Genomic DNA, 22,205 nt, shown 5'->3' on the forward strand with positions numbered 1-22,205 from the left:
GGCCCACAACCTCACTAGCGCACCAGCGCGACACCCTGGTCCTCCAGCACGGCTGACACCCGCGCTAAATCTTCCTCCACCATGTCAAAATCCGCGGCGATAATCGCCACGATGTGTTGCTCGCGGAGGAAGTCCGCCAGTGCGTCGAGGTTGCGCGGGGCACCGGACGTGCAGCCGTGCAGGCGGCCGAGCGCGCTATAGAAGTCCTCGCGCGTGCGGATGGGTTCGGTGATGAGAATGCGTTGCATGCCTTAGTCCTCCGCGTCCGGGATACTGCAGAAGCTGTCGTAGTGGTCGTCGGTGTAGTACCAGACATCCGGGTCGGTCTCACTGCCGCCGCCGGTGACGATGCGCTTTGCCCCGCGGTGCCCAATCCCCGGGGTTTCCACGGTGTATTCGCGGTAGTAATTCTTTGACTGCTGCGGCAGCGCGCCCTCATAGTTGCCGAAACGCACGTTGTCGTTATCGGGGTAGTCATAGGGCCCGCCAGCCAGGATATCCTCGGCGGTCTCGTGTGCCTCCTGCGGCAGGGAATCCATGGCGCAGGTGGGCAGGTCTGACTCGCCTTGCTTTGCGACGTCCCCCTTATCCCCATCGCCGCCACCGGATGCGCCGGATGCAGCGGACGAAGCAGACGCAGCCGATGAGGGCGCTGCCTTCTGGTCCGCGCCATCGCCGGAGCCACCGAGGTCAATGCCGAAGTAGCCCGCGACGAGGACTAGAACCGCGCCACCGATGATGGCCGGCAGCGATTTTTTGGAGGGGGAGGATTGGGACATGGCCCCCATCATTGCAGGTATAGGGCCTGAACCAGAAATCCGGACCAGGGCTTTTCCCAATCCCCACTGCAGGTTGTTGGAGGATGTGGGAACAAGCATCAAGGATCCACCCAGCCGTGGGTACCTGTAGCTCCGGCGGGCGGGGTAGTCTGTACGCATGGCACGAGGCAGAATTCCGGACAGCGACATCCAAGCTATCCGTGAACGCGCGCCTATTGATGAAATCGTGGGCGAGTACGTTCAGCTCAAACCCGCTGGCTATGACTCGCTGAAGGGCTTGAGCCCCTTCAAGGGTGAGAAGACTCCGTCTTTCCACGTGCGCCCGCAGCGCGGCTATTATCACTGCTTCTCCACCGGCAAGGGCGGAGATGTCTTCAGCTTCCTCATGGAGATGGAGCAGGTCTCCTTCCCGGAGGCTGTTGAGGCAGTAGCCCAGAAGATTGGCTACCACATCAACTACCAGGGTGGATCCACCGGTGCGCGCGATGAAAAGCCCGGCACACGCCGCCGCCTCATCGCCGCCAACAAGGCCGCGCACGAGTTCTACCGCCAGCAGCTGGAAACCCCGCAGGCCGCCACTGCTCGAGAGTTCCTCCTTGACCGCGGCTTCTCCAAGGAAATCATCTATGCCTTCGAATGCGGCTATGCCCCGGAGGGCTGGGATACCGCCACCAAGCACCTGCTGCGCATGGGCTTTTCTTTTGAGGAGCTCGAAGCCGCCGGCATTTCCAAGATGGGCAAGCGCGGTCCCATCGACCGCTTCCACCGCCGTTTGCTGTGGCCCATCAAGGACCTCTCCGGCAACGTCATCGGCTTTGGCGCGCGCAAGCTTTTCGACGATGACAAGCTGGGCAAGTACATGAACACCTCCGAAACCATGCTCTATCACAAGTCCAAGGTGCTCTTCGGCCTGGATTTGGCCAAGCGCAACATTGCGGAGCAGCACCAGGCCGTGGTGGTGGAGGGCTATACGGACGTCATGGCCATGTATGCCGCGGGCGTGAAGACCGCCGTGGCTTCCTGTGGTACCGCCTTCGGCGCGGATCACCTGCAGGTGCTGCGCCGCCTCATGTTGGATGATTCCTACTTCCACGGCGAGCTCATCTACACCTTCGACGGCGACGAGGCCGGACAGAAGGCCGCTATGCGCGCCTTCGAGGGTGAGCAGAAGTTCACCGGCCAGTCCTTCGTGTCCGTGGCCCCTGATGGCATGGACCCGTGCGATCTGCGCCTCGCGCGCGGTGATGCCGCGGTGCGTGACTTGGTGGCGGACCGCATCCCCATGTTCGAGTTCGTCATCCGCTCCGTCATCTCAGACTTCAGCATCGATACCGCGGAGGGCCGTCTCCAGGCCCTGCGGCGTGCGGTGCCCGTGGTGGCCCAAATCCGCGACCAACCTCTGCAGCGCGAGTACGCCCGCCGCCTGGCCGGCTGGGTGGGCTGGCCCGATCCGGAGGAAGTACTTCACCAGGTACGCCAAGAGGCCCGCAAGCCAAAGAAGGAACAGCGCCCGCGCTTTGCCTCACTGGAGCAGACCTCGTCTGTGCCCGCGCAGACCAACGCCCCCGTTATGCACATCCCCGGCCCCCGCGAGCCGCACCTATGGCCACAGCGCGAGGCCCTCAAGCTCGCCCTGCAATTCCCGCAGATCGCCGGCAGCTACTTCGACGGGATTACGGAGGATGCCTACTCCAACGAGGCCTACCGCACCATCCGCCGCGCCATCTCGACCCTCGGCGGCGTGACCGCCGGTGCCGAACAACCCGGCGTGGAATGGCTGGCCGCCGTAGCCGGCGAAATGCCGGACCTTATGGCTCGCAACTTCGTCTCTGAGCTCGCCGTGGAGCCCATCAAGCTGGGGGAGACCGGCAACCCGGATACCGACCTTGAGGCCTACGCCGATTCCGTGCTCTCCCGCCTCCAAGAGGCCCGCGTGGGCGACCAGGTAGCCCAACTCAAGGCACAGCTGGGCCGCATGCGCCCTTCCGACGACGAAGAATCCTACAACTCGCTCTTCGCGGACCTCGTCGCTCTCGAGCAAGCCCGCCGCGAACTCAACGACCGCGCTTTCCGCGGCGTGCGCTAACCGACGCCCCCGCTAATCCGCAGCCACGCGCACGCGTTGTAGCGTACGCGCTAATCTTCGTCCGGCTCGTAAATCCGATCCGGTTGCACACCATCCGCGGTGCCGCGCTTGCCGCGGCGCCCCTTGTTGTAATCCTTAAGCTCACGCATGCGCGGTTCCGGGTCCAAGCGGTTGGCCACTGCCTTGCGTGCGGAGCGCACCGCGGCTTTGGTGGCTGGGGAGTTGACGGCCTTCTCGTAGGCACCCTTAATTTGGTGATAGCGCTTGCGCCCCGCCTTGGTTCCAAAGACGTATCCGGCGGCAGCACCCACAACAAATTGGATCATTGGAAACTAGTCATCCCCTTACTTTTAGCCAGCGCAACAGCCGGCGTTTGCGTACAACGTACGGGCAACGTGCAATTCTCATGAATAGCCTACCTGCCAAATCAGTCCGGGGCAGGTGGCCTTCTGGCAGCGGAGCGAACAGGGATACCGAATAGATATGAGAGGAACTCTTCCCATAATGCATTCGCTTCAGTTAACTTAATACCTGTGAAGACTTCGAAGCGTACGCATGCGGTATCGGCGGCCGTGGCCATGTCGGCGCTGCTAACAGCCAGCGTGGCGGCAGCTGAGCCCCGCACCAATTGCCTTGAAGAACCGCGCGAAGTCACCGTGAGCGAGGACTAACGTTCATCTCCTCGATACCTCCGGGCCATGTGCGCGAAGCAAGGGCATTGTAGACTCTTATGGAGATTCTCTCCCAGTAGTCAACAAAGGAAGTCTATGTCTAAGCCAAAGATTATGACCGTGTACGGTACCCGCCCTGAAGCCATCAAGGTGGCACCGGTCATCAAGGCTCTGGAGAAGGACGAGCGTTTCGAGTCCGTCGCCGTCTCCACTGGTCAGCACAAGGAAATGCTGGAACAGGTTAATACCATGTTTGGCATTGAGCCAAAGCTGGATCTTCACCTTATGAAGCCCGGTCAGGGGCTCAATGAAATTGTTTCCCGTGCGCTGATGGGACTAGATGAGATCATCGATGCCGAACAACCTGATGTCATCATTTCCCAGGGTGATACCTCGACCGCAATGGCCGCAGCACTGGCTGGTTTCCACCGAGGCGTGAAGATCGTTCACCTCGAAGCCGGTCTGCGTACCGGTGACATTCACTCTCCGTTCCCGGAGGAAGCCAACCGGAAGCTCATCGGCCAGGTGGCGGAGCTGCACCTCGCGCCGACTGCAGGCTCGATGGAAAATCTGCGCCGTGAGAACGTCCGGTCGAAGGACATCGCGGTCACCGGTAATACTGTCATCGATGCACTGCTGGAGGCCGCCAGCTGGGATACCGAATTTGAGGATCCCGCCCTGCAGGAAGCAGCCGAATCTAGTAAGCGCCTCGTGGTGGTCACCACCCACCGCCGTGAAAACCTTGAAGCGATGAAGGAGATTGGCGGCGCGGTCAAGGACCTTGCGGAAGATTACTCGGACATCAACTTTGTCCTGCCGCTACACCTGAACCCAAAGGTTCGTGAAGCTGTGCTTCCGGAAGTCGAGTCTTTGCCCAATGTTCTCATCACGGATCCGCTTCCGTACGATCAGTTCACCAAACTGCTTGACCGTGCAACCATCATCCTCACTGATTCCGGCGGAGTCCAGGAGGAAGCACCAGCACTGGGTAAGCCAGTCCTAGTCATGCGCCAGAACACTGAGCGCCCTGAAGCTGTTGTTGCTGGCACTGTGAAGCTTGTGGGTACCAACCGTAGCCTCATCGTGGCGGAAGCTAAGCTTCTGCTCGATGATGACGCTGCGTACAACTCTATGGCCAACGCTGTTAACCCCTATGGCGACGGTAAGGCCGCAGAGCGTGCTGTTGCCGCTATTGCCGAACTCCTCGGTGTGGGGGAGCGCCTGCCGGACTTTGACCCAGGGATTGAGCTATAGCGAAATGAAATGGATGGGTAGGTGCCAATTTCTAGTTGCCCTGCCCATTCATGTGGTTCCACGTAAGGTAAAGCCATGGAACTACGCGACATTAAATGCACTAATTCTCAACGCACCGCAGCTTCTCAAGTCCTAGCTGACGCGATGTCCGTCGGCCAAATCAGCGTCGCCGAATTTGAGGAACGTTCTTCCGCATGCGCCAACGCGACGACACGCGGTGAGTTGCTCGACCTCGTTTCCGATCTCCTTGAGCATCCAGGAAGAGTTCTCTTTGGTAGCCATGAGGTCGCCTCAAAGAGTTCTCACGCGCTGAACACTGTGGATGGTGAGCTTGCTTCTACTGTTGACCGCGCACTGGTTCAAGTTGAACCATCCGTTAGTGGTGCTCAGAGCCTTTCCTTGGGTATTTTCGGTGGCACTACGGTTCGAAGTACCCCGATTGCTGCTCGCCACACCACAATGGGCATTTTTGGTGGTACAGATGTCGACCTGCGCGGTGCTTCACTGAGAGACCACGTAACCACGATCGAAGCGGTTGGAGTCTTTGGTGGTGTCGACGTATGGATTCCCGAGGGTTTCCGTGTTCGAGTTAGTGGCATCGGCCTCTTCGGTGGTCACGACGTCAAGGTTGACGGTGGTGCTATCGACCCCGCCGATCTACCTGCTAGCGCTCCAGAGGTTGTCGTCAACTGCTTTAGCCTTTTTGGAGGGGTGGACGTGCACGTTGTTAAGCGCTAGGTCAGTGACGGGGATTTAAAGGGCATGACATTTCCACGATAATAGCGGGTTAGGGCTAAGGGGCAGAAAGTGTGTCTGGAACTGGGGATTTCTAGGGGCTGACCTGTAGGTTCTCACAGAGTATGCGCTTTGGGGGCATATATCTGGCGTTGGAACGCCAAATCCACGGTGCGGCTGCCAACCTGCGGTAGTTAACGGCGGTGAGGTGATTCATTGCCAAAAATCGACCACACTAGCACTGCGGTGGAGATACAAGATGCAACGAATCGAACAGCTGAGGCTTCGACCGGTGGCGGTATAGATCGGGCGATTCTCCGCCAACAAGATTCCCCCCCCCGATGTCACCAATGAAGCAGTATCTGTCCAGCTCATCGCCGGCTGTGCTGCGCCGACAACCTGAACGGAATTAGCTCAATGAAATGGTTCTAGTGTCGCGCACATTGGGACGGTGGCGTAGTAGTTGCCGCCTGGCCGGCGTTTCCTAGTGCACCGCCGGCCGTACTGGTTATCCCAACGCCTAGGACTTCACTAACACCGTCGACGCCCAGTCGGCCGGCCTGGAAGATGGTAAATCTAGCCCCAGCGAAACGCCAAGCCGGACACACATTTTGACCCTTAACCCCCTTAACCCAGGAAACGGGTGAATCCTAAATAGGAAAGCAAAAAGCCGCTTGGGTGCAAGCGGCTATTTCGCTCCTCCAACTGGGCTCGAACCAGTGACCCTTCGATTAACAGTCGAATGCTCTGCCAACTGAGCTATGGAGGAATATACAGTGTGCTGCTGAGCAATTCGCTTTGCTCTGTGCAACGAGGATTAACTATATACACCGAGGGTAAAAAAGTGCAAATCCGCAGCTCACGACCTTAGAATTGTCTACTGGACGCCGGATTCTTTAGCTCAGCTGCATCGTGGGATGAAGGCGAAGAGCTATTGAAACATTAACGCCTGTTGATGGCGATGAAACTGAGCATTCGGTTAGACTCATCGAAAGTAGTATGTAGAAACGGCACGATTTACTGAAGGATGAAGCGAGCATGCGTGTGTTGGTGATCTCGCAGTATTGGTATCCCGAGCAGGGTGTGCCGCAGCGGCGCTGGGCTTGGTTGACTGAATTGATGTCAGATTCGGGGGACGAAGTGTTTGTAATAGCACCGCCCGCAAACTATCAACGCGAAGTAGGGTTTAGGGAGTGGGTTTTCAGAAGGTCTTTTAGACCGACCATGGAAAGTGAGCGAGGGCCTTCGGGTGAAATGATTCTCCGAACCGGCTATGTTCCGTTTAGGGGATCTTTGACGATGAAGGCACTGAACCAAATGACTGTTGCCCTAGGCATGTTACGAGCGCTTGTGCTGCCGCATAAGCGCCTTAAGCAATTTGATCCGGAGATTATTATTGGAACGGTTCCTGCATTGCCAACAGCTTTCGTCGCGCGGATTGCGGCGTTGATGTATGGGCTACCCTATATAATTGATCTACGGGATGCTTGGCCCGACCTGCTTCAACAATCCTCTCGGTGGAACATGGGATTGGATCGACGTTCTTACAAGGAAAAAATTCTCAGTGCTGATGTGCGGGGTATCTCCCCTCGGACACTCGTTGTGTACATCGTTGAAAGATTCCTGAATAAAGCGCTTAGGTCAGCGAATGGGCTAGTCGTAACAGCAAGTGACCTTGGGAACGAATTTAGGGAGAGGTTCTCCGGCCAACAGGTCTCGAACCACATAGTAACGATCAGGAATGTATTCCCAAATCGCGCTCAAGAGGTTAGAAATGCTCGCCGGGAAGGCTCGGGTTTGTCAGCAAACAAACCGACATTAAAGGTGCTTTACGCTGGGACAATTGGAAGAGCGCAGAATCTTCTGAATGCAATTGAGGCTGCAAAGATAGCAGGAGAGCGGGGGATAGATATTTCTTTAAAGTTCGTTGGTGCGGGTGCTGCGAGGCAAAGTGTAAAGCGACTGGCAGCCCGGGAAGGCGTAAATGCAGAATTCGTCGAACGAACTTCGTTAAAAGATATCTCGGAGCACTATTTGTGGGCTGATACCGCGCTAGTGCACTTAACCGATTGGGAGCCGTTGGGGCGTACAGTTCCATCAAAAACCTATGAATTAATGGAAATGGGTATTCATATAACAGGGGTTGTGGAAGGGGAAGCAGCTAGGATAATCCAGCAGCTAAACGCTGGGCATGTAGCACCTCCAGAGAGTCCGGAGTTGTTGGCCGCAATCTGGGAGAAGTTGTCTGAGGATAAGTCATTGCTGAAAGTTTCAAATGCTGGACAGAAGTGGGTTGAAAATGAGCGGCGTCGCGTTGCTGACTCATTGCTTTCGAACCTTTTGAAAGAGGTGCAAATAAAGCATGCGATTTCTAAGCGCTAGACAGATTTCTTTGGTTATTACTTCCTCTTTTTTCCGTCTTTCCGAGAATCAAGTTGAGTTTTTGGGCAAGACTAGTTTGAGGCTTAGTGAACTTGGGTGTAAGAAAACTGTTTTCGTTCTGCGCAGAATCGAAAGTTGGGTAAGGACAACTGAACCATACGGACAGCGTCTAATCAGAGAAGGGAACTTGTCTGCTGGTATAAACTGGTTTTGTACACAACCGGTTTGGTATCGTTTTCTGCACTCCCTAAAGATAAAAAGTGCGAAAGATAGTTTGCTTTTCTTCCAAGAAGGCGTTCGACTTTCAGAGTCGAGAGAGAAGAGTTTGGCGCCGAGGGCCCGGGGAGAGGCGCACCGCGTACTGTTCTTGTTAACAAATAGCTTTCCGTATACCCAATCTGGTTATACGATACGGTCGCACAACACTCTTCAGGCGCTTGCCTTGGTGGGGATCGTTCCTATTGCGTTTACTCGGATTGGTTACCCGGCTCTCGTAGGTAAGCGAATTAGTCGAGCAAAGGTAACTGTTGATGGCATTAGCTATCGTCAACTTATTCCCTGGGCGGTGTCGCCAAATCCACAAAAGCGGATACACGCCACGGCTAAAATGGTGCTTCGGGAACTAAACGGGGCGACTCCGCAGGCTATAGTTGCAACCACAGACTTTAAAAACGCATTGGTTGCTAGAGATATAGCGGTCGATTTGGGTGTGCCATGGATCTACGAAGTAAGAGGCGAATTGGAGTCTACTTGGGCAGCTAGACAGGAACTTGCTGGAAACATCGATGCACGCAAGAGTGAGCTATTTTCATTGTTGAGGAGGCAAGAGGTCGCAGCAATGAATGCTGCGGACAGAGTGGTAGTCCTCAGCAAGGTGTATAAGGACCGTCTTGTTGATCGCGGGATATCCGAGGAAAAAATAGAAATTATTCCAAACGGTGTAACTGAAGACGATTTTTTGCTTTTTGCTGAAGAAGCTCAAGCCTTGCGACAACGCTACTCGATTCCTAATAGACCGACTATAGGTACTGTTACATCCGTAGTTGGGTATGAAGGCCTATGTTTGTTGGTTGGAGCTGTTGCCCAGATTCCTGAGATTCACTGCGTGATTGTGGGGGATGGTGACGAGCTTGAAAGATTGCGTGAAGAGGCTGATCGCTTAGAAGTGGCAAACAGGATCACGTTCGTGGGACGGGTGCCGGTAAGCGAAGTCAATCATTGGTATTCCCTGCTCGACTTGTTTGTCATTCCACGGCTAGATGTAGAAGTATGCCGGGTTGTAACGCCTCTAAAACCACTGCAGGCGATGGCGAAGGGGATTCCCGTAGTTGGTTCGAATCTTCCCGCCCTGCGAGAGATTACAGGTGGATTGATGCGGAGCTTTAGACCGGGTGATACTGCCGATTTTGCAAATGCAATCCGCCTAGAACTAGATTCTCCTCACTCAAAAGAAGACTTGATTCAATGGGCAAAAAGCCATACTTGGAGAATGAATGCCAAAAAATATGAAACTTTAATTAATGAAATTTCGAATCCAGAATAGCTAATCTGAAAGGGAGAAGCAGGTTGCAGAAAAAGATAAACGTCGGGGTTCTCAATGTGTTTGGGAATAATGAAGTTTTAGATGAAATTGTCTCGAATTCGAGTGGCGAGTATTTCAATGTTAATCCAGAACAGCCTCTAGAAAGCGTCCAAGATATACAAGACTTGCTCTCGAAGCATCTTGAAAAACGATCGGGACAACATGATTTGGTTTTTGTTTTAAATTTGGTTCCCGGTAAAAGGGATGAGAGTTTGCCATCGGACGTGTCTGAAGGCCGCAAATCTACCGTCGATCGCGTTCTGAACTGGCTAACCAATGAGCTCGATAGCGTGATTGGACTGGCCTGCATTATTGTCCGACGCTCAGATCTGCCAAATGTAACGGTTACTTCTAGGTTGCGGGATGTAGGAATCGAAGTCGCAGGCGTTGACGTCGATATAGAAGTCGAATCGCTCGGTTCAAAATATCGTGACAGCTCATTGGTGGACTTTCCTCGTAGAGCGACGTGGTTAGACCGACGGCTTCGGCAAAGCCTTGTGAAGTGGAGGCTGGACTCGTCTGATTTTGATGAGTACTTGAAGATAAGGAAATCTGCTTTTACTTGTTTGGAAAGTGAGCCAGAGACAGAGAAACGGGAGCTTTGCGTTCGAGGGACCGAATATAACGTTGACGTGCTCTTGGGGTTTAAGTTGTCGAGCGAAAAAGCTTCTTCGAGGCTGACAATCTTTTTTAACGGTGCGATCGATCCACTTCGTGCGGCAGGAAAGCCTGTGTTCCAACGCCATACCTTGTGGGCCTCAATGAATGAAGATTGCTGCTCTATCGCTGACCCCACGCAAAACCTTTTCCCGAGTCTAGCTCTGGGCTGGGGACAAGGTTCGAAGGGATACTGGGGAATCGTTGCTCAGAGTGCTGTTGTGTCTGCGGTGTCAGACTACTGGCGGATAGAGCGAAATCTCGGTCCGGATGAAGGAACGATTAGGTTGTACGGGTCGTCAGGTGGTGGATTTCAGGCGTTAGCATGCGGCACTATCACCCATGTCGACAGTGTTATTGCAAATAATCCTCAGCTTGATTGGCTAAAGTATGAAGGTCGAACTCAGGTTAAAGAGTTAATGCAAGCGGTCTACGGGAAGTGGTCGGACAGACCGACCTTCCGGGATGAATGGCGCGAAAGGATATCACTGATCGACCTCTGGAGATGCACCTCCTACGCTCCCGAGTTTGACTATGTGGTGAATGCTTGCAGCTCAACAGACGTCAAAAATCAACTTTCGGCACTTCTAGCGTTCTGGAATACGCCGGGAGCTGCAACTATTTCAGCAAACTCGAGTTTGCGTTTCTACAACTCACAAAGAGACGGTCATAGTCCCCTGCTAGCACCAGAGCTTTTTGATCTCTTAAAGGGTCGAGGGCAGGTTTACTCTACTCAGTAACCGAACGAGTGGGCTATTATACGAAAGAGATCTCTCGACAAACGAGAGGGAAAGGTAGTTATGTCAAAAGCGGAAGTTTGCTTTGTAGGATTGGGCTATATTGGGTTGCCTACTGCGGTGGTTATGGCGAATAGTGGCCTCCAAGTAGTTGGTTTGGATGTCAACGCTGAAAATGTTGAGCGGATAAATCGAGGCGAAGTAACAATAGTCGAGAACGGCTTGGAGGAGGCTCTTAAAACAGCCATCCGCTCGGGGAATTTTCGCGCAACCACCGAGCCACCTGAGGCCTCGACATTCATTTTGGCGGTTCCGACACCTTTCAACGCAGACCACACCTGCGACATGAGTTATATTTATTCAGCAGCAGAGAGTATTGCTCCCAAGCTCTACGGAGATGAACTAATTGTCTTAGAGTCGACATCACCGCCGGGAACTACGGAGAAGCTTGCCCAGCGAATTTTTGAAATTCGTCCAGAGCTTTCAGGGCCAAATTCGATATCGTCGGGATTGCGCTTCGCCCATTGTCCAGAGAGAATCCTTCCTGGAAAAGCGATGGAGGAGCTGGTTACCAACGATAGAATTATCGGCGGAATGGACGAAGAGGCAACCCAAAGGGCGTGTGAAGTTTACGCGTCTTTCTGCGAAGGCGAGTTGTTGCGTACTAACGCAAGAACCGCCGAGATGGCGAAGCTTACCGAGAACTCATTTCGCGATGTAAACATTGCGTTCGCTAACGAGCTGTCTCTTATTTCTGATGAGCTCGATATCGACGTATGGGAGTTAATTGAGCTAGCCAATCATCACCCTCGGGTCAATATTCTCGAGCCTGGGCCAGGCGTAGGAGGTCACTGTATCGCCGTTGATCCCTGGTTTATCGTGTCAACCGCTCCGAAGTATGCGCGAATTATTCAGACTGCACGCGAGGTGAATGATGGAAAGCCTGGGTGGGTTCTCGAGAAAATCCGAAAGGGTCTAGGCTCTAGCAGTAAGAACACGAGCATTTCCCTGTTGGGACTTTCGTTTAAAGCCAATATTGATGACCTTCGAGAGTCTCCTGCCTTGGAGATCGCTTGTAGAGTAGCTGAAGAGTTTCCTGACCACACTGTTCGAGTTGCAGAACCGAACATTTCATCACTACCTCCCGTATTGGAGCAGTTTGAAAATGTTGAATTGGTGTCAGCAACGGAAGCAACTGCCAACTCCAGTGTAGTGGCGCTTCTTGTAGATCACGATGAATTCTATGGTATCGGTGACAGTATTCCTGATTCTGCCACTGTGATCGATACCCGAGGAATTTGGAGGAAGTAGTGATGGGGGTTGAGAAGCCTGTAGAAGAGAGACGGTCGCCGAAACGCCGTAGTCCACGTTCAGCAGCGGTAGCGCGCTGGCTATTGGTTATTGGTACCGTTTCGTTTTGCACAGCTTTGGCAGCTCTTGCATTAGATTCAGTTCGGGTAGCAGTGGGGTCTGGAATCTTGGCTATCCTTGCCCCCGTTTATAGCGTTTTCTTGAAAGTAAGGCTGATAGGTTTTTCGGTCGTTCGCATGGAGAGGAAGCTGGAACGTCAGCTTAACGAGGTTAAAGCAGCTACGAGTGTCGACGAGACTGCCAAATGGGATGAATTGGGTTTCGCGATGGACGGAATTCAACTAACCATTGAGGAAGGCCTAGCGAAGATCTCAAGGGGAGCTAAGACTAACTCTGATGGGGGGAAAGCGCTAGCAACGGAGAATGTTGAGGGCGCGTTCGGATTGATAGCAGAATACTTGCGTCAGCCTGGGGAGTCGCTGCTGATAGGCGGTAGAGATGGGCTGCAGAAGCTTCGGCAGGTACTCGCGCCCTCCACTTTTGAGATGGTTAGGGTTTACGACATTACAGACTCATCAGCCACTCCACTGTTTGAGGTAGGTAGATATAGCAATATCGTGGTGTGGTTGGATTCAACTGAACAAGAATCAAATTATTGCCGGAAAGTGCCCTTTAGCTGGATTAGCGAGACGGCTAATTTATACTTTGGCCCTTCGGCTCGAAAGGCTGAAAACTGTATCGATAGTATTTCCTATGGAACTCCGGTTAGGGTCGCTTTCGGGCACCCGCAGTCTGACATTTACCCGGCGTCAATCGTTAGAAGCCTAGAAGGATAGTGTGGATAGAAAATTGAGCACTCGGGAACGCTTGCTAGCGCAGTATCGTAAGACACAAAGGCCCTACTCGTTAGTGCCAGACCCAAAGAAAAGAAACGTCGTAGCAATTCTGGACGAGTTTTCTGTCCGCTCTTTCTCGGATTTTCTAAATCTTTGGCTGGTAAGCCCTAATAAGGCTGAGTTGGACCTTGACTATATAAGGCCTGATTTCCTTTTGGTTGAATCCGCTTGGAACGGAAACAACGGCCGGTGGAAATATATGGTCACCTCTTCCAGTGGGCCAAAGCAACCTTTGAGAGATCTGATAGAGGCGTGCAATCAAAGAGCCATTCCCACGGTGTTTTGGAATAAAGAGGATCCTCCGCACTTTGATGATTTCATAGAGACAGCGAAGCTGTTCGACTATATATTTACAAGTGACGACTCGATGATCCCCCGATACCAAGCATTGGTGCCGAAGGCCACTGTTAAGCTTTTGCAGTTTGCTGCATCTCCGCGTTTACACAACCCACAGCGAAGCGGTTCGGAGAAGATGGGCGACGTAGCGTTTGCGGGTCAGTACTTTTCGCACAAGTTTCCTGAACGTCGTGAGCAGATGGAGTCGTTGTTTCCTGCTGCGAACAAGTTCGATTTCTCGATCTTTTCTCGAGCCTTAGGAGGAGATCCGAGATACCAGTTCCCTGAACCTTATTCCGAAAATGTTGTTGGAAGCCTCCCATATGATGAGATGGTGAAAGCCTATCGCGATTTCAAGGTCTTCTTAAATGTAAACTCGGTCGTTGACTCCAAGACGATGTGCGCTAGGCGAGTTTTCGAACTGTCAGCTTGTAAGACTGCTGTTTTCGGGATGGAGAGCGAGGCAATCAGATCCGTCTATTCTTCGGACGAAATACTATTGGCCAATGATCGCTCGGAAGTACTGCCAAAGCTTTCTTCGTTGATTAACGATAACGACTACCGTCGGCGATTGGCTCAATCGGCGTGGAGAGTAACCATGGCCAATCACACTTATCAGCACCGGGTTGAGACGATACTTTCTACCTTGGGTATTTCTGATAAAACTATCCCTACCTATATAGAAGTTGTGCCGGTCGATGACTCGATTAAATTGGATAGTGGCTGGCTTAGAAAGTTCGTGGATAGGCAGCTACTACCAGAATCGGTCTACTTTACAAACGGCGCATCAGCCGACTCAGCGGGACTCGATGACGTGGAGAAGTTGAGATTGTATGTGAATCCAAAGGTAGAATATGGACAGTACTTCACATTCGACCTTTTAATGACCTTACGCCAACAGAACGCTGCACTTGTGTGTAAATCATTCCGTTACGGGGACGCTTGGTTTGAGGAAGAGTTCACTGACTATCTTCCGAATACCGGCTGGCTCACATCGATTGATTCGTCAGATTTTCCAGCCCTCGTGTTCGAGGATTCCAGCCCAAATGCATCTCCTATTCGAGTCTATGCGGCTGATTCCTTTGAAATCAACAACGGGTCGCTAGAACTGGATTCTAAGGCAGTTAGGTAAAGGATATGCGGATATCAATTTATGATGGCATTTTGGAAACACACGTTGCCTCTAGTCTGGAGCGGGCCTTGGTTGCCCGCGGTCACAGTGTCCTGAACACGGGAAAGATCGGCCACGGCTTTAAATTTCCCACCCCAGGACAAGACCAAACTGCGCTTGAGGTAGCAGTGCGTCGAGTTATAGATTTCGACTCAGACGTTTGTTTCGTCATGCGACCAGCCTCGCTTCCGTTTTCTCTTCTAAAGAAGTTAAAGAAGCAAGGAATTACACTTGTAGCTTGGCTTTCAGATGATCCAGTTCTTTTTGATCTCTCTTATGGGCCGATAGTCGATTCTTATGACCTTGTTCTGCACTGTGGAAACGTCAAGGTTCTCGAGTTTTACGAGGAGTATTTCGGCCGACCAACTGGCGTTAATTTTCCTTTCTGGACCGATCACGAAGCCTTTCCCAGAGTTTGGGGTAAAGCCGAACCGTTGGTTGACCTAATGTTCTTGGGGAATGTCCAAGATGAGGTTAGGAGGTCGAGATATTTTAAGCTTGCCGGGCTAACCAGTAGTGTGCGAGTACACGGCAATGTCGGAGCGGACTATATCGGGCTTTCAGGAGGCTATCTAGACGGGAACAACGAAGTCCTTTTGTCTGGGGCCAGTACACGCGCTGCGCTAAATATTCCCCAGTTTTTCCGCGATCACCGAGGCCTTGAAACTTGGTTTGAGGGTTTAGGAGCCCTAGGGTTTTTCGAGTACCCGAGCCGAGTGATTCAGTACATGGCAATGGGAATTCCAACAATTTCGGTCGTTCCCTCCGATGCAGTCTTTAGAAGCTACCCTGAGATGCTTACTGCCTCAACCATTCATGAAGCCGATGAAGCTTTTCGCGAGCTAAGCGCAAGTGGTGGGCTCGCAGATCTAAGTTCTAGGGTCGGCGAACGCTTTGACCGAAATTTCTCAGCTGAATCTCGCGTGCTTGCACTAGAAGCGCTGTTGGAGTCTGACAACTGGAAGCAACTCGACGCTGCAGAAAGAGAAGTTTGGTTCACACAGTTTGATGGTAGAAGCGCAGTGGCGGAAGCTGCAGCTAATACTCCTCGAGAGGCTAGTGAGATTGTTCTGAAGGAACGGAATCTGGAAGATCTCCGAGAACAAATCAATGAAGTCATTGTGCTGCAAGAGGATGGTGCGGCAGAGACTTCTCGCTCTTCAGTAATTGTCGAACTTTTGAAACGCAACGGTATAAAAGTAAACACGTTGGCTGCTTCGGAAGAGACTCGATTGCTAGTACCAGATCCATCCCGAGTTTGTGATACAGCGGTGAATGTAGGCCGCCTCCTAGAGGCCTTTAGTGCGCAGCGCAGCGTGCTCATCGTTGCTGACACATCTGCAGCGATTACTTCTACCGGTGCAAACCTTCTCCGAGATAATGGAATCAAAACAATAGGTTTTGAATCTGGGCATTCGAGTGGAACTAAAGTCATAGCTCGAATGGCGGAGTTTTATGACCTAGTAATTACCTCAAATCGGCGTAATTATAACTACATGGCCTCGCGAGGCTTCGAAAACGTTCACTTCTTGCCTGCGCTTATACACCCTGATTTTGCAAGGCTAGTGTCTGAGCAACATCGTAAGAGTTCTATTATCAAGGTGAATAAGGATCAGTCAACCGAGAACGTTTTCGCTCCTGCATTTACAGCCGATATGCCTCTTCTCGCGATTGATAAAATTTATCATTACGAGGAGTTGGAAGGTGCGACTTTAAGTGAACTGGCTGAGTATCTAACTTCAGAGGTGGCTCTTCTAACTCACTCTGGAACTCGCAACAACCCAAAGATCTCTCACTTGGTTCCGTACATTTTGACAGCGGCCGATTGGGTGTTTTCTAACCGTGTGCCCGACATCGACCAAATCTACCCGTTGGATGTTGCTACGACACTAGTTGGCAATCCAGGAGAGCTCCGCGCTAAGTTAGAATTGCTCTCCGCAAGCGACTACTCAGTGGCTAAGAGTATGGAAAAGCTTGAATCCGGACGGGCCCTTATAGAGCGTGGAAATCTAGATTTTCTCGATATGGTGTCTTTGATTTTTGAAAAAGACGTTTGTCTCCCAATGCTAAAGTCTGGTGACAAGCTGGAGATTCCATTGTCATGGACTAGGGACGTACAGGGAAGCGGATCCGTAAACCTCAAGATTCGCGAACGGTTCTATATAGGGAGCGGCCGAGATTGGCGGGTAAGAGTTGTAGTAGATGGAAAAGTCGAGTGGTCCGGTTCCATCCAAGAACTTTCCGATTTGCTGGTGCAGCGTGTCAACGGAACAACTCACATCAGGCTTGAAGCTGAGTATCTTGGAGCATCTAGGCTCATTCCTCGTGAACGTGCATTTTCTGCCGAATGCGTGGCCGACTTTCGGAGGAGCCTAATCTTGGCAGGAAGCAATGTACCAAGGGTTCTTGAATCTAAAAACTAAGTGAGGTTAAGATGTTTGATCCATACACTAAAGGAATTCCGGTAATCGTTGTCACTCGTTTTTCGGTATTTAGCCCGAGCGCTGGTGGGTTAAGATTGCGTCAGGAATTTGGAAGCAACAGTGAAGAATTTGAACGACGGTTGTTTGCTCCAGAACGCTTAGACAAGCGTCTCGATATACTTTCGCACATCACGGTGCCTGCCCTTGCCGATGCTTCTATTAGTCATAATATCATTCACTTAGTCCAGTATTCGGAAAACTTGCCTGATCGATATAAGTTGGCGTTGGCGGAGCTCTCTGAAAAGTTTGAGTTTTTCAAGCCCATCCTTGTTTCAGATTCGAGCATGGCAGACAGTGTTCGTGACGAGGTTTCGTCTTGGGGAGCCGGTTTTCGAGGTCTATATGCGTGGGTTAGGTTAGACGACGACGATGTTCTTTCCAAGTCCTACTTTGATAGCTTGGAAAGGTATTTGATTCATGAGAATATAGGTATGGCCGTATCCTTCCCTATCCAGGCGGCGACCTTGTACTCAAATGGCCTTGTGAGTGATATCAGAAAGAAGTTCATTCGAAATCCATCTGCTGGTCAAGCTTATATTTGCCGCGCTAATAATTTTCTTAATTCCTTTGAGGAGCCAGGATTTCCGGCTCATCACAATATTGACAGCATAATTCCCACCATCGTTGACCCGACTGTCGTGGGTAGCTTGCAAATGCTCCATTCTACTCAAGATACTTCGAGCTTTGTTTCGCCTGTAGGTGGCCGACTGATAAACCGACTTAGTCAATTGAGCGAATATGGTGAGATGTCGTTTCGTGACATTATCGCTGAGTTCCCGGGTCTTGTCTGCCGCAGTCGATACGCCGAATCGATTGAGTATGATGCAGAGGAAGAATTGAGACTTGGAAAGTGGCACAAGCTTTCCATAGATAGCATGGAATATAGCAGCGAAGGGGTTGTATTCCGTGTTGATTATTCAATATTGTGCGACCAGAAGTCGAATAACCATTTTACGCTGTCATTTGATTTTTCAGATATGGAAAAGGCGGAAGGGCACTATCCCCGAACGAAGGAACGCGGCGATTACCTGAGGCTTTATGCCGATAATGCGGGGCAAGGCAGTGCTTTCATTGTGGTTCCTGCCGGTACGGCTTTAACAAGAATTCGTTTGAATTCCGACGTGGCAACGAATAGTGCTAGTAGCGCACTGATTAAATTGGTCTGCTGTGGTCCAACTGTGACGGCTTAGCTGACAAATGAGGAGTAGATGTGCCTAGTGTGAACGGTAATAAGAGAGAACCTCAGCATCAGCGTGTATCAATTTTGGTGAACGATTCTGACGTCCGAGCTTTGGATGCTAGAGACTCGTTGGGGGCATATCTACAGAAACTCTGGGGCAGACGGTCTTTCATCCTTTTGGACGCTCGAGCACGTGCGTTTCAGGGGCATCGAGGCATGTGGTTGGGAAAGCTCTGGATTATCCTAAACCCCTTGGTTGAAGCCGCGACATATGGGTTGATTTTCGGATTGCTGCTTAGGACTTCCAGGGGTATTGATAACTTTATTGGGTTTTTGTTGATCGGAATTATTTTTTTTGGGTTTTTGCAACAAGGTTTGAACAGTGGTGCCGGGCTAATTCAATCGAATCGAGCCATGATCGCCGCATTTCGATTCCCTCGTGCATCTCTTGCGGTCGGGCTTGTAGTTAGACAGTTTCTCGATAATCTTGCTCCGGCCGCGATGGCGATTATTGTTGCTTTGCTATGTCAACTAGATAAGCCGATTGGTATCGCTGTCGTTAGTGTCATACCCCTGTATTTTCTAATTCATATATTTAGTTTGGGGTTGATACTATCGGTTTCTTGGCTGACCGCTTTTATCCCAGATGCTAAAGCTCTGCTTCGAGTGGTTAGTCGAGGGTGGTTTTACATTTCCGGTGTGTTTTTCTCGGTCGAGAACTTTGCGACTCATCCCAGCGTACGGGCTATTATGGAGGCCAATCCAGGGTACCAGTTTATTGATTCTGTCCGAAGCGCAGTGCTCGATGGTGTAGTCCCCGATTGGGGGGATTGGCTTTCACTTTTGTGTTGGTCCTTCGGCAGCCTAACTATAGGCTTCCTAGTTTTCTGGGGAGCGGAATCGAAATATGTTAAAGTTATCTGATCCTTCAGTCGTTCTGAATTCTGTGACTAAATCCTATCCGGCTTCCGAACCAACATTCCTAGATACGCTGGGCCTTCGGCGAAAAGAGACTGTTGATGCCCTTAAGCAAGTTTCTTTCGTCGCTGAACGGGGAGATTATGTGGGTGTTATTGGGAGGAATGGTTCGGGTAAGTCGACGATGTTTAAGCTTATTGCGGGCAGTGAAGCTGCCACTTCCGGGGAAGTCTTAGTAGGTGGTGAGCCCACACTACTTGGCGTATCTGCAGCATTGCAGCCCCAGTTGTCCGGAGTCATGAACATCAAGCTGGGGTTAATGGCTCAAGGCATGAATAAGCGGGAAGCTGATGAAAGCTGGCAAAGTGTCGCAGAATTTGCCGATCTAGGCGAGGCAGTTCATAGACCTATGCGAACATATTCTTCCGGAATGGGAGCAAGACTTAAGTTTGCAATTTCCACTGCTGTGGCTCGTGATATTCTTCTTGTAGATGAGGCTCTGTCTACTGGTGACGTTGCATTTGCTGATAGAGCACAAAAGCGGATGGACGGCTTTCTTGATCAAGCTGGCACCATTTTTCTTGTTTCGCATGGTACGCAGTTAATTGAAGACAACTGCAATAGGGCCCTGTGGCTTCACGAAGGTGCTGTAGTAACTGAAGGCGACCCCAAAATAGTTTGTAAACTATACCGCGACTGGGCACATAGATTGGTTACGGGGAAACCTGAAGAAGCTGCGCAATTTTTCGCAGAGGCTCAGGCTTCGTACGTGCCGCCAAGGATTATCTATGAGTCTCAGGCAGTCAAGTTTCTGAATCACGGGCTCTAGACTTATGACGATTGGGTGGGGGCATGACTTTGGGTAGAGCCGATCCGCGGTTTGTGATACGTAATGCTGCCGTATTGATTTGGTTCTTTAGTGTAAAGGGTAGGTATGAAAGTGTTTAGTTCGGATTCCTCTCGATTGAAATCCGTCGTTGTTCCTGCAGCTGGTATGGGTACGCGTTTTCTGCCTGCTACAAAGACTGTTCCGAAGGAACTTCTGCCAGTCGTGGACACTCCGGGTATTGAGATGATTGCGGAGGAGGCCGCAGCGGCTGGCGCGACTAGGTTGGCAGTTGTAACCTCGCCCCGCAAAGACGAAGTGATGCGGCACTTTGATGAGTTCCCGGAACTTGTGGAGACTCTACGTGCTCGTGGCAAGGATGAGCAGGCGGTAAAGGTTGAGCGTGCTGCGCAGATTATTCAGCCGGTGGCTGTGGTGCAGGACAAGCCTTTGGGGCTAGGGCATGCGGTTGGACTGGCTGAGGGAGTGCTCGATGATGACGAGGATTTCTTTGCCGTCATGCTTCCGGATGATGTCATCGAGCCCACTGCCGCTATGAGCGAGATGATTCGCGTGCGCCAGGAACAGGGAGGCTCGGTGCTCCTAGCGGTTGAAGTGGATCCTGACCATGTATCTAACTATGGCGTGTTTGATATTAAGGACACTGACGACGACCGCGTAAAGAAGGTCGTAGGCATGGTAGAAAAGCCCCCAGTGGAGGATGCGCCCTCAAATCTGGCAGCTACTGGGCGTTACTTGCTCGACAGGGCGATTTTTGATGCCCTGCGGCGCATCACTCCGGGGAAGGGTGGAGAGCTTCAGCTAACCGACGCAATTGATTTGCTCATCTCTGAAGGCCACCCTGTCCACGTTGTTGTACACGACGGTATTCGCCATGACCTAGGAAATCCCGCCGGCTTTATCCCGGCGAGCGTCGAGTTCGGTCTCCGCCACCCGAAGTATGGGCCGACCCTCTTCCGAGACCTTGAGGCGATTATGGAGAAGTACCGGCCACAGTTGGGGTAGCGGTTAGTATCGCGTCCCCAAATCATTGGGCCTGCAGCACGCCTAATTAGTGATCTCTAGACTCGTCAGAATCTCGCTGGGGACGACGGCGTCGGCAAGCTCCTGCACAACCGGTTAGTCGTCTGGGATGAAGCCAGCCGTCGGACAACACGACCCTGCGGAAAACTATGAAGCCCTCATGGGTCTTCGCCATGGCGCTGGGCGCGACAATTGGTTTGGGCGTCTATATCTTGCCCTTTGACTGGATGCAGAAGGCGGGGCTGGCTGGTACGGTCATCGGCTTTGTCCTTGGTGGCCTGATGATTGCAATCATTGGTTTGAGCTACGGTTTTACTATTCGTGCGCTGCCGCTGACGGGTGGTGGGGTGGCCTTCGCTATGGCGGCGCTCGGCCGGACACATGCGTTTATTGCTGGGTGGGCGCTGACGCTGGGCTATTCGTGCGTTGTCGCGTTGAATGCGTCGGCGGTCACGCTCGTCTTCCGTGTCACGTTCCCTGAATTGGTTATGCGGGGCGCGCTTTCTGGCCAGTTTCAGTTCTTTGCCGTTGTGATCATGATTGTGGCGGTGGTGGTCATTTTGGCGTCGATGGTGATTTATTACGTCGCCAAGCGCCCGGAGCTTGCACCAGCTTTCCCTGTCGACGTTGCGCCGGCGGCAGCGGTGGCGACCATCATCGCTTTTGCCCGTGGGCCTACGTGGGCTTTGATTCCATTCCGCAACTGGCGGGCGAGTTTAATTTCTCGCCGAAGAAAGCGCTAGGCCTTCTGATGTGGGGAGTCATTGCGGCGACCTTGATCTACTTGGCGATGATGCTCGCGACCTCCATCGCTGTGGGAACCCATCACGATGCTTATGAGGGGGGGGAGCCATGGCCGCCGGCGGCAGCGATTAGCGAGGTGATGGGGCCTGCCGGATTGGTGCTCATGGTTGTAGCCGTCAGCGCCGGAGTTCTTACTGGGTTGAACGGATTCTTCACTGCGGCAAGCCGAGTCTTGTTTACTCTTGGCCGCGCCAACCTAGTCTCGAGTCGGCTGGGTGAGCTAAATGGTAAGCAGCGCACGCCACGTAATGCGATTCTTTTGGTGTGTGCGGTTTGCCTGGTAACCCCGTGGTTTGGGCGTGCGGCTTTGACGTGGGTCGTTGTTGCGACCGGCTATTTGGTAGCAGTGTCGT

Annotated in this window: 20 protein-coding genes and 1 tRNA gene; 17 read left to right on the top strand and 4 right to left on the bottom strand. The window is 52.1% G+C overall.

Annotated elements, in window-relative coordinates; translation table 11 throughout:
- Nucleotides 1–14: 14 nt before the first annotated feature.
- Both HMPREF2792_RS01325 and HMPREF2792_RS01330 read right to left on the bottom strand, forming a co-directional pair.
- A complete protein-coding gene (locus HMPREF2792_RS01325; protein WP_070530257.1) occupies nucleotides 15–248 on the bottom strand; it encodes a barstar family protein in 234 nt (77 codons plus the stop codon).
- A gap of 3 nt (nucleotides 249–251) precedes the next feature.
- Nucleotides 252–779 (bottom strand): guanyl-specific ribonuclease, encoded by a 528-nt coding sequence (locus HMPREF2792_RS01330; RefSeq protein ID WP_070530259.1) that lies wholly within the window; start codon nucleotides 777–779, stop codon nucleotides 252–254.
- Between the two features lie 157 nt (nucleotides 780–936).
- Here HMPREF2792_RS01330 and dnaG point away from each other — a divergent pair, with 157 nt between their 5' ends.
- Entirely contained in the window at nucleotides 937–2,865 is a 1,929-nt protein-coding gene (dnaG, locus tag HMPREF2792_RS01335) for a DNA primase (RefSeq protein WP_070530261.1), read from the top strand.
- 50 nt (nucleotides 2,866–2,915) lie between these two features.
- Here the strand turns inward: dnaG and HMPREF2792_RS01340 are convergent, their stop codons facing one another.
- Nucleotides 2,916–3,191: a hypothetical protein gene (locus HMPREF2792_RS01340; protein WP_070519625.1), complete on the bottom strand. Its 276-nt coding sequence runs from the start codon at nucleotides 3,189–3,191 to the stop codon at nucleotides 2,916–2,918.
- A gap of 207 nt (nucleotides 3,192–3,398) precedes the next feature.
- Here HMPREF2792_RS01340 and HMPREF2792_RS12940 point away from each other — a divergent pair, with 207 nt between their 5' ends.
- The 3 genes from HMPREF2792_RS12940 (at nucleotide 3,399) to HMPREF2792_RS01350 (ending at nucleotide 5,528) form a co-directional block, all read left to right on the top strand.
- Nucleotides 3,399–3,536: a hypothetical protein gene (locus HMPREF2792_RS12940; RefSeq protein ID WP_154736808.1), complete on the top strand. Its 138-nt coding sequence runs from the start codon at nucleotides 3,399–3,401 to the stop codon at nucleotides 3,534–3,536.
- Between the two features lie 96 nt (nucleotides 3,537–3,632).
- Nucleotides 3,633–4,790: a non-hydrolyzing UDP-N-acetylglucosamine 2-epimerase gene (wecB, locus tag HMPREF2792_RS01345; RefSeq protein WP_070530263.1), complete on the top strand. Its 1,158-nt coding sequence runs from the start codon at nucleotides 3,633–3,635 to the stop codon at nucleotides 4,788–4,790.
- A 75-nt stretch (nucleotides 4,791–4,865) separates the two neighbouring features.
- The gene (locus HMPREF2792_RS01350) at nucleotides 4,866–5,528 is read left to right on the top strand and encodes a DUF1707 SHOCT-like domain-containing protein (protein ID WP_070530266.1); all 663 of its coding nucleotides are present in this window, start codon (nucleotides 4,866–4,868) and stop codon (nucleotides 5,526–5,528) included.
- Nucleotides 5,529–6,221: 693 nt separating this feature from the next.
- On the opposite strand, the gene HMPREF2792_RS01355 is transcribed toward HMPREF2792_RS01350, so the two are convergent.
- A tRNA-Asn gene (locus HMPREF2792_RS01355) sits at nucleotides 6,222–6,294 on the bottom strand.
- A gap of 269 nt (nucleotides 6,295–6,563) precedes the next feature.
- On the opposite strand from HMPREF2792_RS01355, the gene HMPREF2792_RS01360 reads away from it, so the two are divergent.
- From HMPREF2792_RS01360 to HMPREF2792_RS13225, 13 genes are all read left to right on the top strand, one after another.
- A complete protein-coding gene (locus HMPREF2792_RS01360) occupies nucleotides 6,564–7,907 on the top strand; it encodes a glycosyltransferase family 4 protein (RefSeq protein ID WP_070530268.1) in 1,344 nt (447 codons plus the stop codon).
- A 10-nt stretch (nucleotides 7,908–7,917) separates the two neighbouring features.
- On the top strand, nucleotides 7,918–9,450 hold the full coding sequence (locus HMPREF2792_RS12535) for a glycosyltransferase (protein WP_198530275.1): 1,533 nt from the start codon (nucleotides 7,918–7,920) through the stop codon (nucleotides 9,448–9,450).
- Nucleotides 9,451–9,473: 23 nt separating this feature from the next.
- Nucleotides 9,474–10,886 (top strand): hypothetical protein, encoded by a 1,413-nt coding sequence (locus HMPREF2792_RS12945; protein WP_158011572.1) that lies wholly within the window; start codon nucleotides 9,474–9,476, stop codon nucleotides 10,884–10,886.
- 60 nt (nucleotides 10,887–10,946) lie between these two features.
- Nucleotides 10,947–12,194, top strand: a complete 1,248-nt coding sequence (wecC, locus tag HMPREF2792_RS01365; protein ID WP_070530270.1) for a UDP-N-acetyl-D-mannosamine dehydrogenase — start codon at nucleotides 10,947–10,949, stop codon at nucleotides 12,192–12,194.
- Nucleotides 12,195–12,361: 167 nt separating this feature from the next.
- Nucleotides 12,362–13,030 (top strand): hypothetical protein, encoded by a 669-nt coding sequence (locus tag HMPREF2792_RS01370; RefSeq protein WP_158011573.1) that lies wholly within the window; start codon nucleotides 12,362–12,364, stop codon nucleotides 13,028–13,030.
- A gap of 73 nt (nucleotides 13,031–13,103) precedes the next feature.
- Complete coding sequence (locus tag HMPREF2792_RS01375; RefSeq protein ID WP_158011574.1) at nucleotides 13,104–14,558, top strand: CgeB family protein; 1,455 nt, start codon at nucleotides 13,104–13,106, stop codon at nucleotides 14,556–14,558.
- Nucleotides 14,559–14,563: 5 nt separating this feature from the next.
- Nucleotides 14,564–17,020, top strand: a complete 2,457-nt coding sequence (locus tag HMPREF2792_RS01380) for a CgeB family protein (RefSeq protein WP_070530278.1) — start codon at nucleotides 14,564–14,566, stop codon at nucleotides 17,018–17,020.
- A gap of 11 nt (nucleotides 17,021–17,031) precedes the next feature.
- The gene (locus HMPREF2792_RS01385) at nucleotides 17,032–18,270 is read left to right on the top strand and encodes a glycosyltransferase (protein ID WP_083306364.1); all 1,239 of its coding nucleotides are present in this window, start codon (nucleotides 17,032–17,034) and stop codon (nucleotides 18,268–18,270) included.
- A gap of 77 nt (nucleotides 18,271–18,347) precedes the next feature.
- Nucleotides 18,348–19,184 (top strand): ABC transporter permease, encoded by an 837-nt coding sequence (locus HMPREF2792_RS01390; protein WP_369821983.1) that lies wholly within the window; start codon nucleotides 18,348–18,350, stop codon nucleotides 19,182–19,184.
- A gap of 22 nt (nucleotides 19,185–19,206) precedes the next feature.
- Nucleotides 19,207–20,007: an ABC transporter ATP-binding protein gene (locus tag HMPREF2792_RS12540; protein ID WP_232748423.1), complete on the top strand. Its 801-nt coding sequence runs from the start codon at nucleotides 19,207–19,209 to the stop codon at nucleotides 20,005–20,007.
- A 105-nt stretch (nucleotides 20,008–20,112) separates the two neighbouring features.
- On the top strand, nucleotides 20,113–21,030 hold the full coding sequence (locus tag HMPREF2792_RS01400; RefSeq protein ID WP_070530285.1) for a UTP--glucose-1-phosphate uridylyltransferase: 918 nt from the start codon (nucleotides 20,113–20,115) through the stop codon (nucleotides 21,028–21,030).
- A 167-nt stretch (nucleotides 21,031–21,197) separates the two neighbouring features.
- Nucleotides 21,198–21,791: an APC family permease gene (locus tag HMPREF2792_RS13220; protein ID WP_232748424.1), complete on the top strand. Its 594-nt coding sequence runs from the start codon at nucleotides 21,198–21,200 to the stop codon at nucleotides 21,789–21,791.
- The coding region (locus tag HMPREF2792_RS13225) for an amino acid permease (RefSeq protein WP_232748425.1) at nucleotides 21,728–22,205 on the top strand (478 nt) is incomplete at its 3' end. The genes HMPREF2792_RS13220 and HMPREF2792_RS13225, both read left to right, overlap by 64 nt.

The sequence above is a fragment of the Corynebacterium sp. HMSC068H04 genome (genome assembly GCF_001811255.1).
GTDB classification, from domain to species: Bacteria; Actinomycetota; Actinomycetes; order Mycobacteriales; family Mycobacteriaceae; genus Corynebacterium; species Corynebacterium hesseae.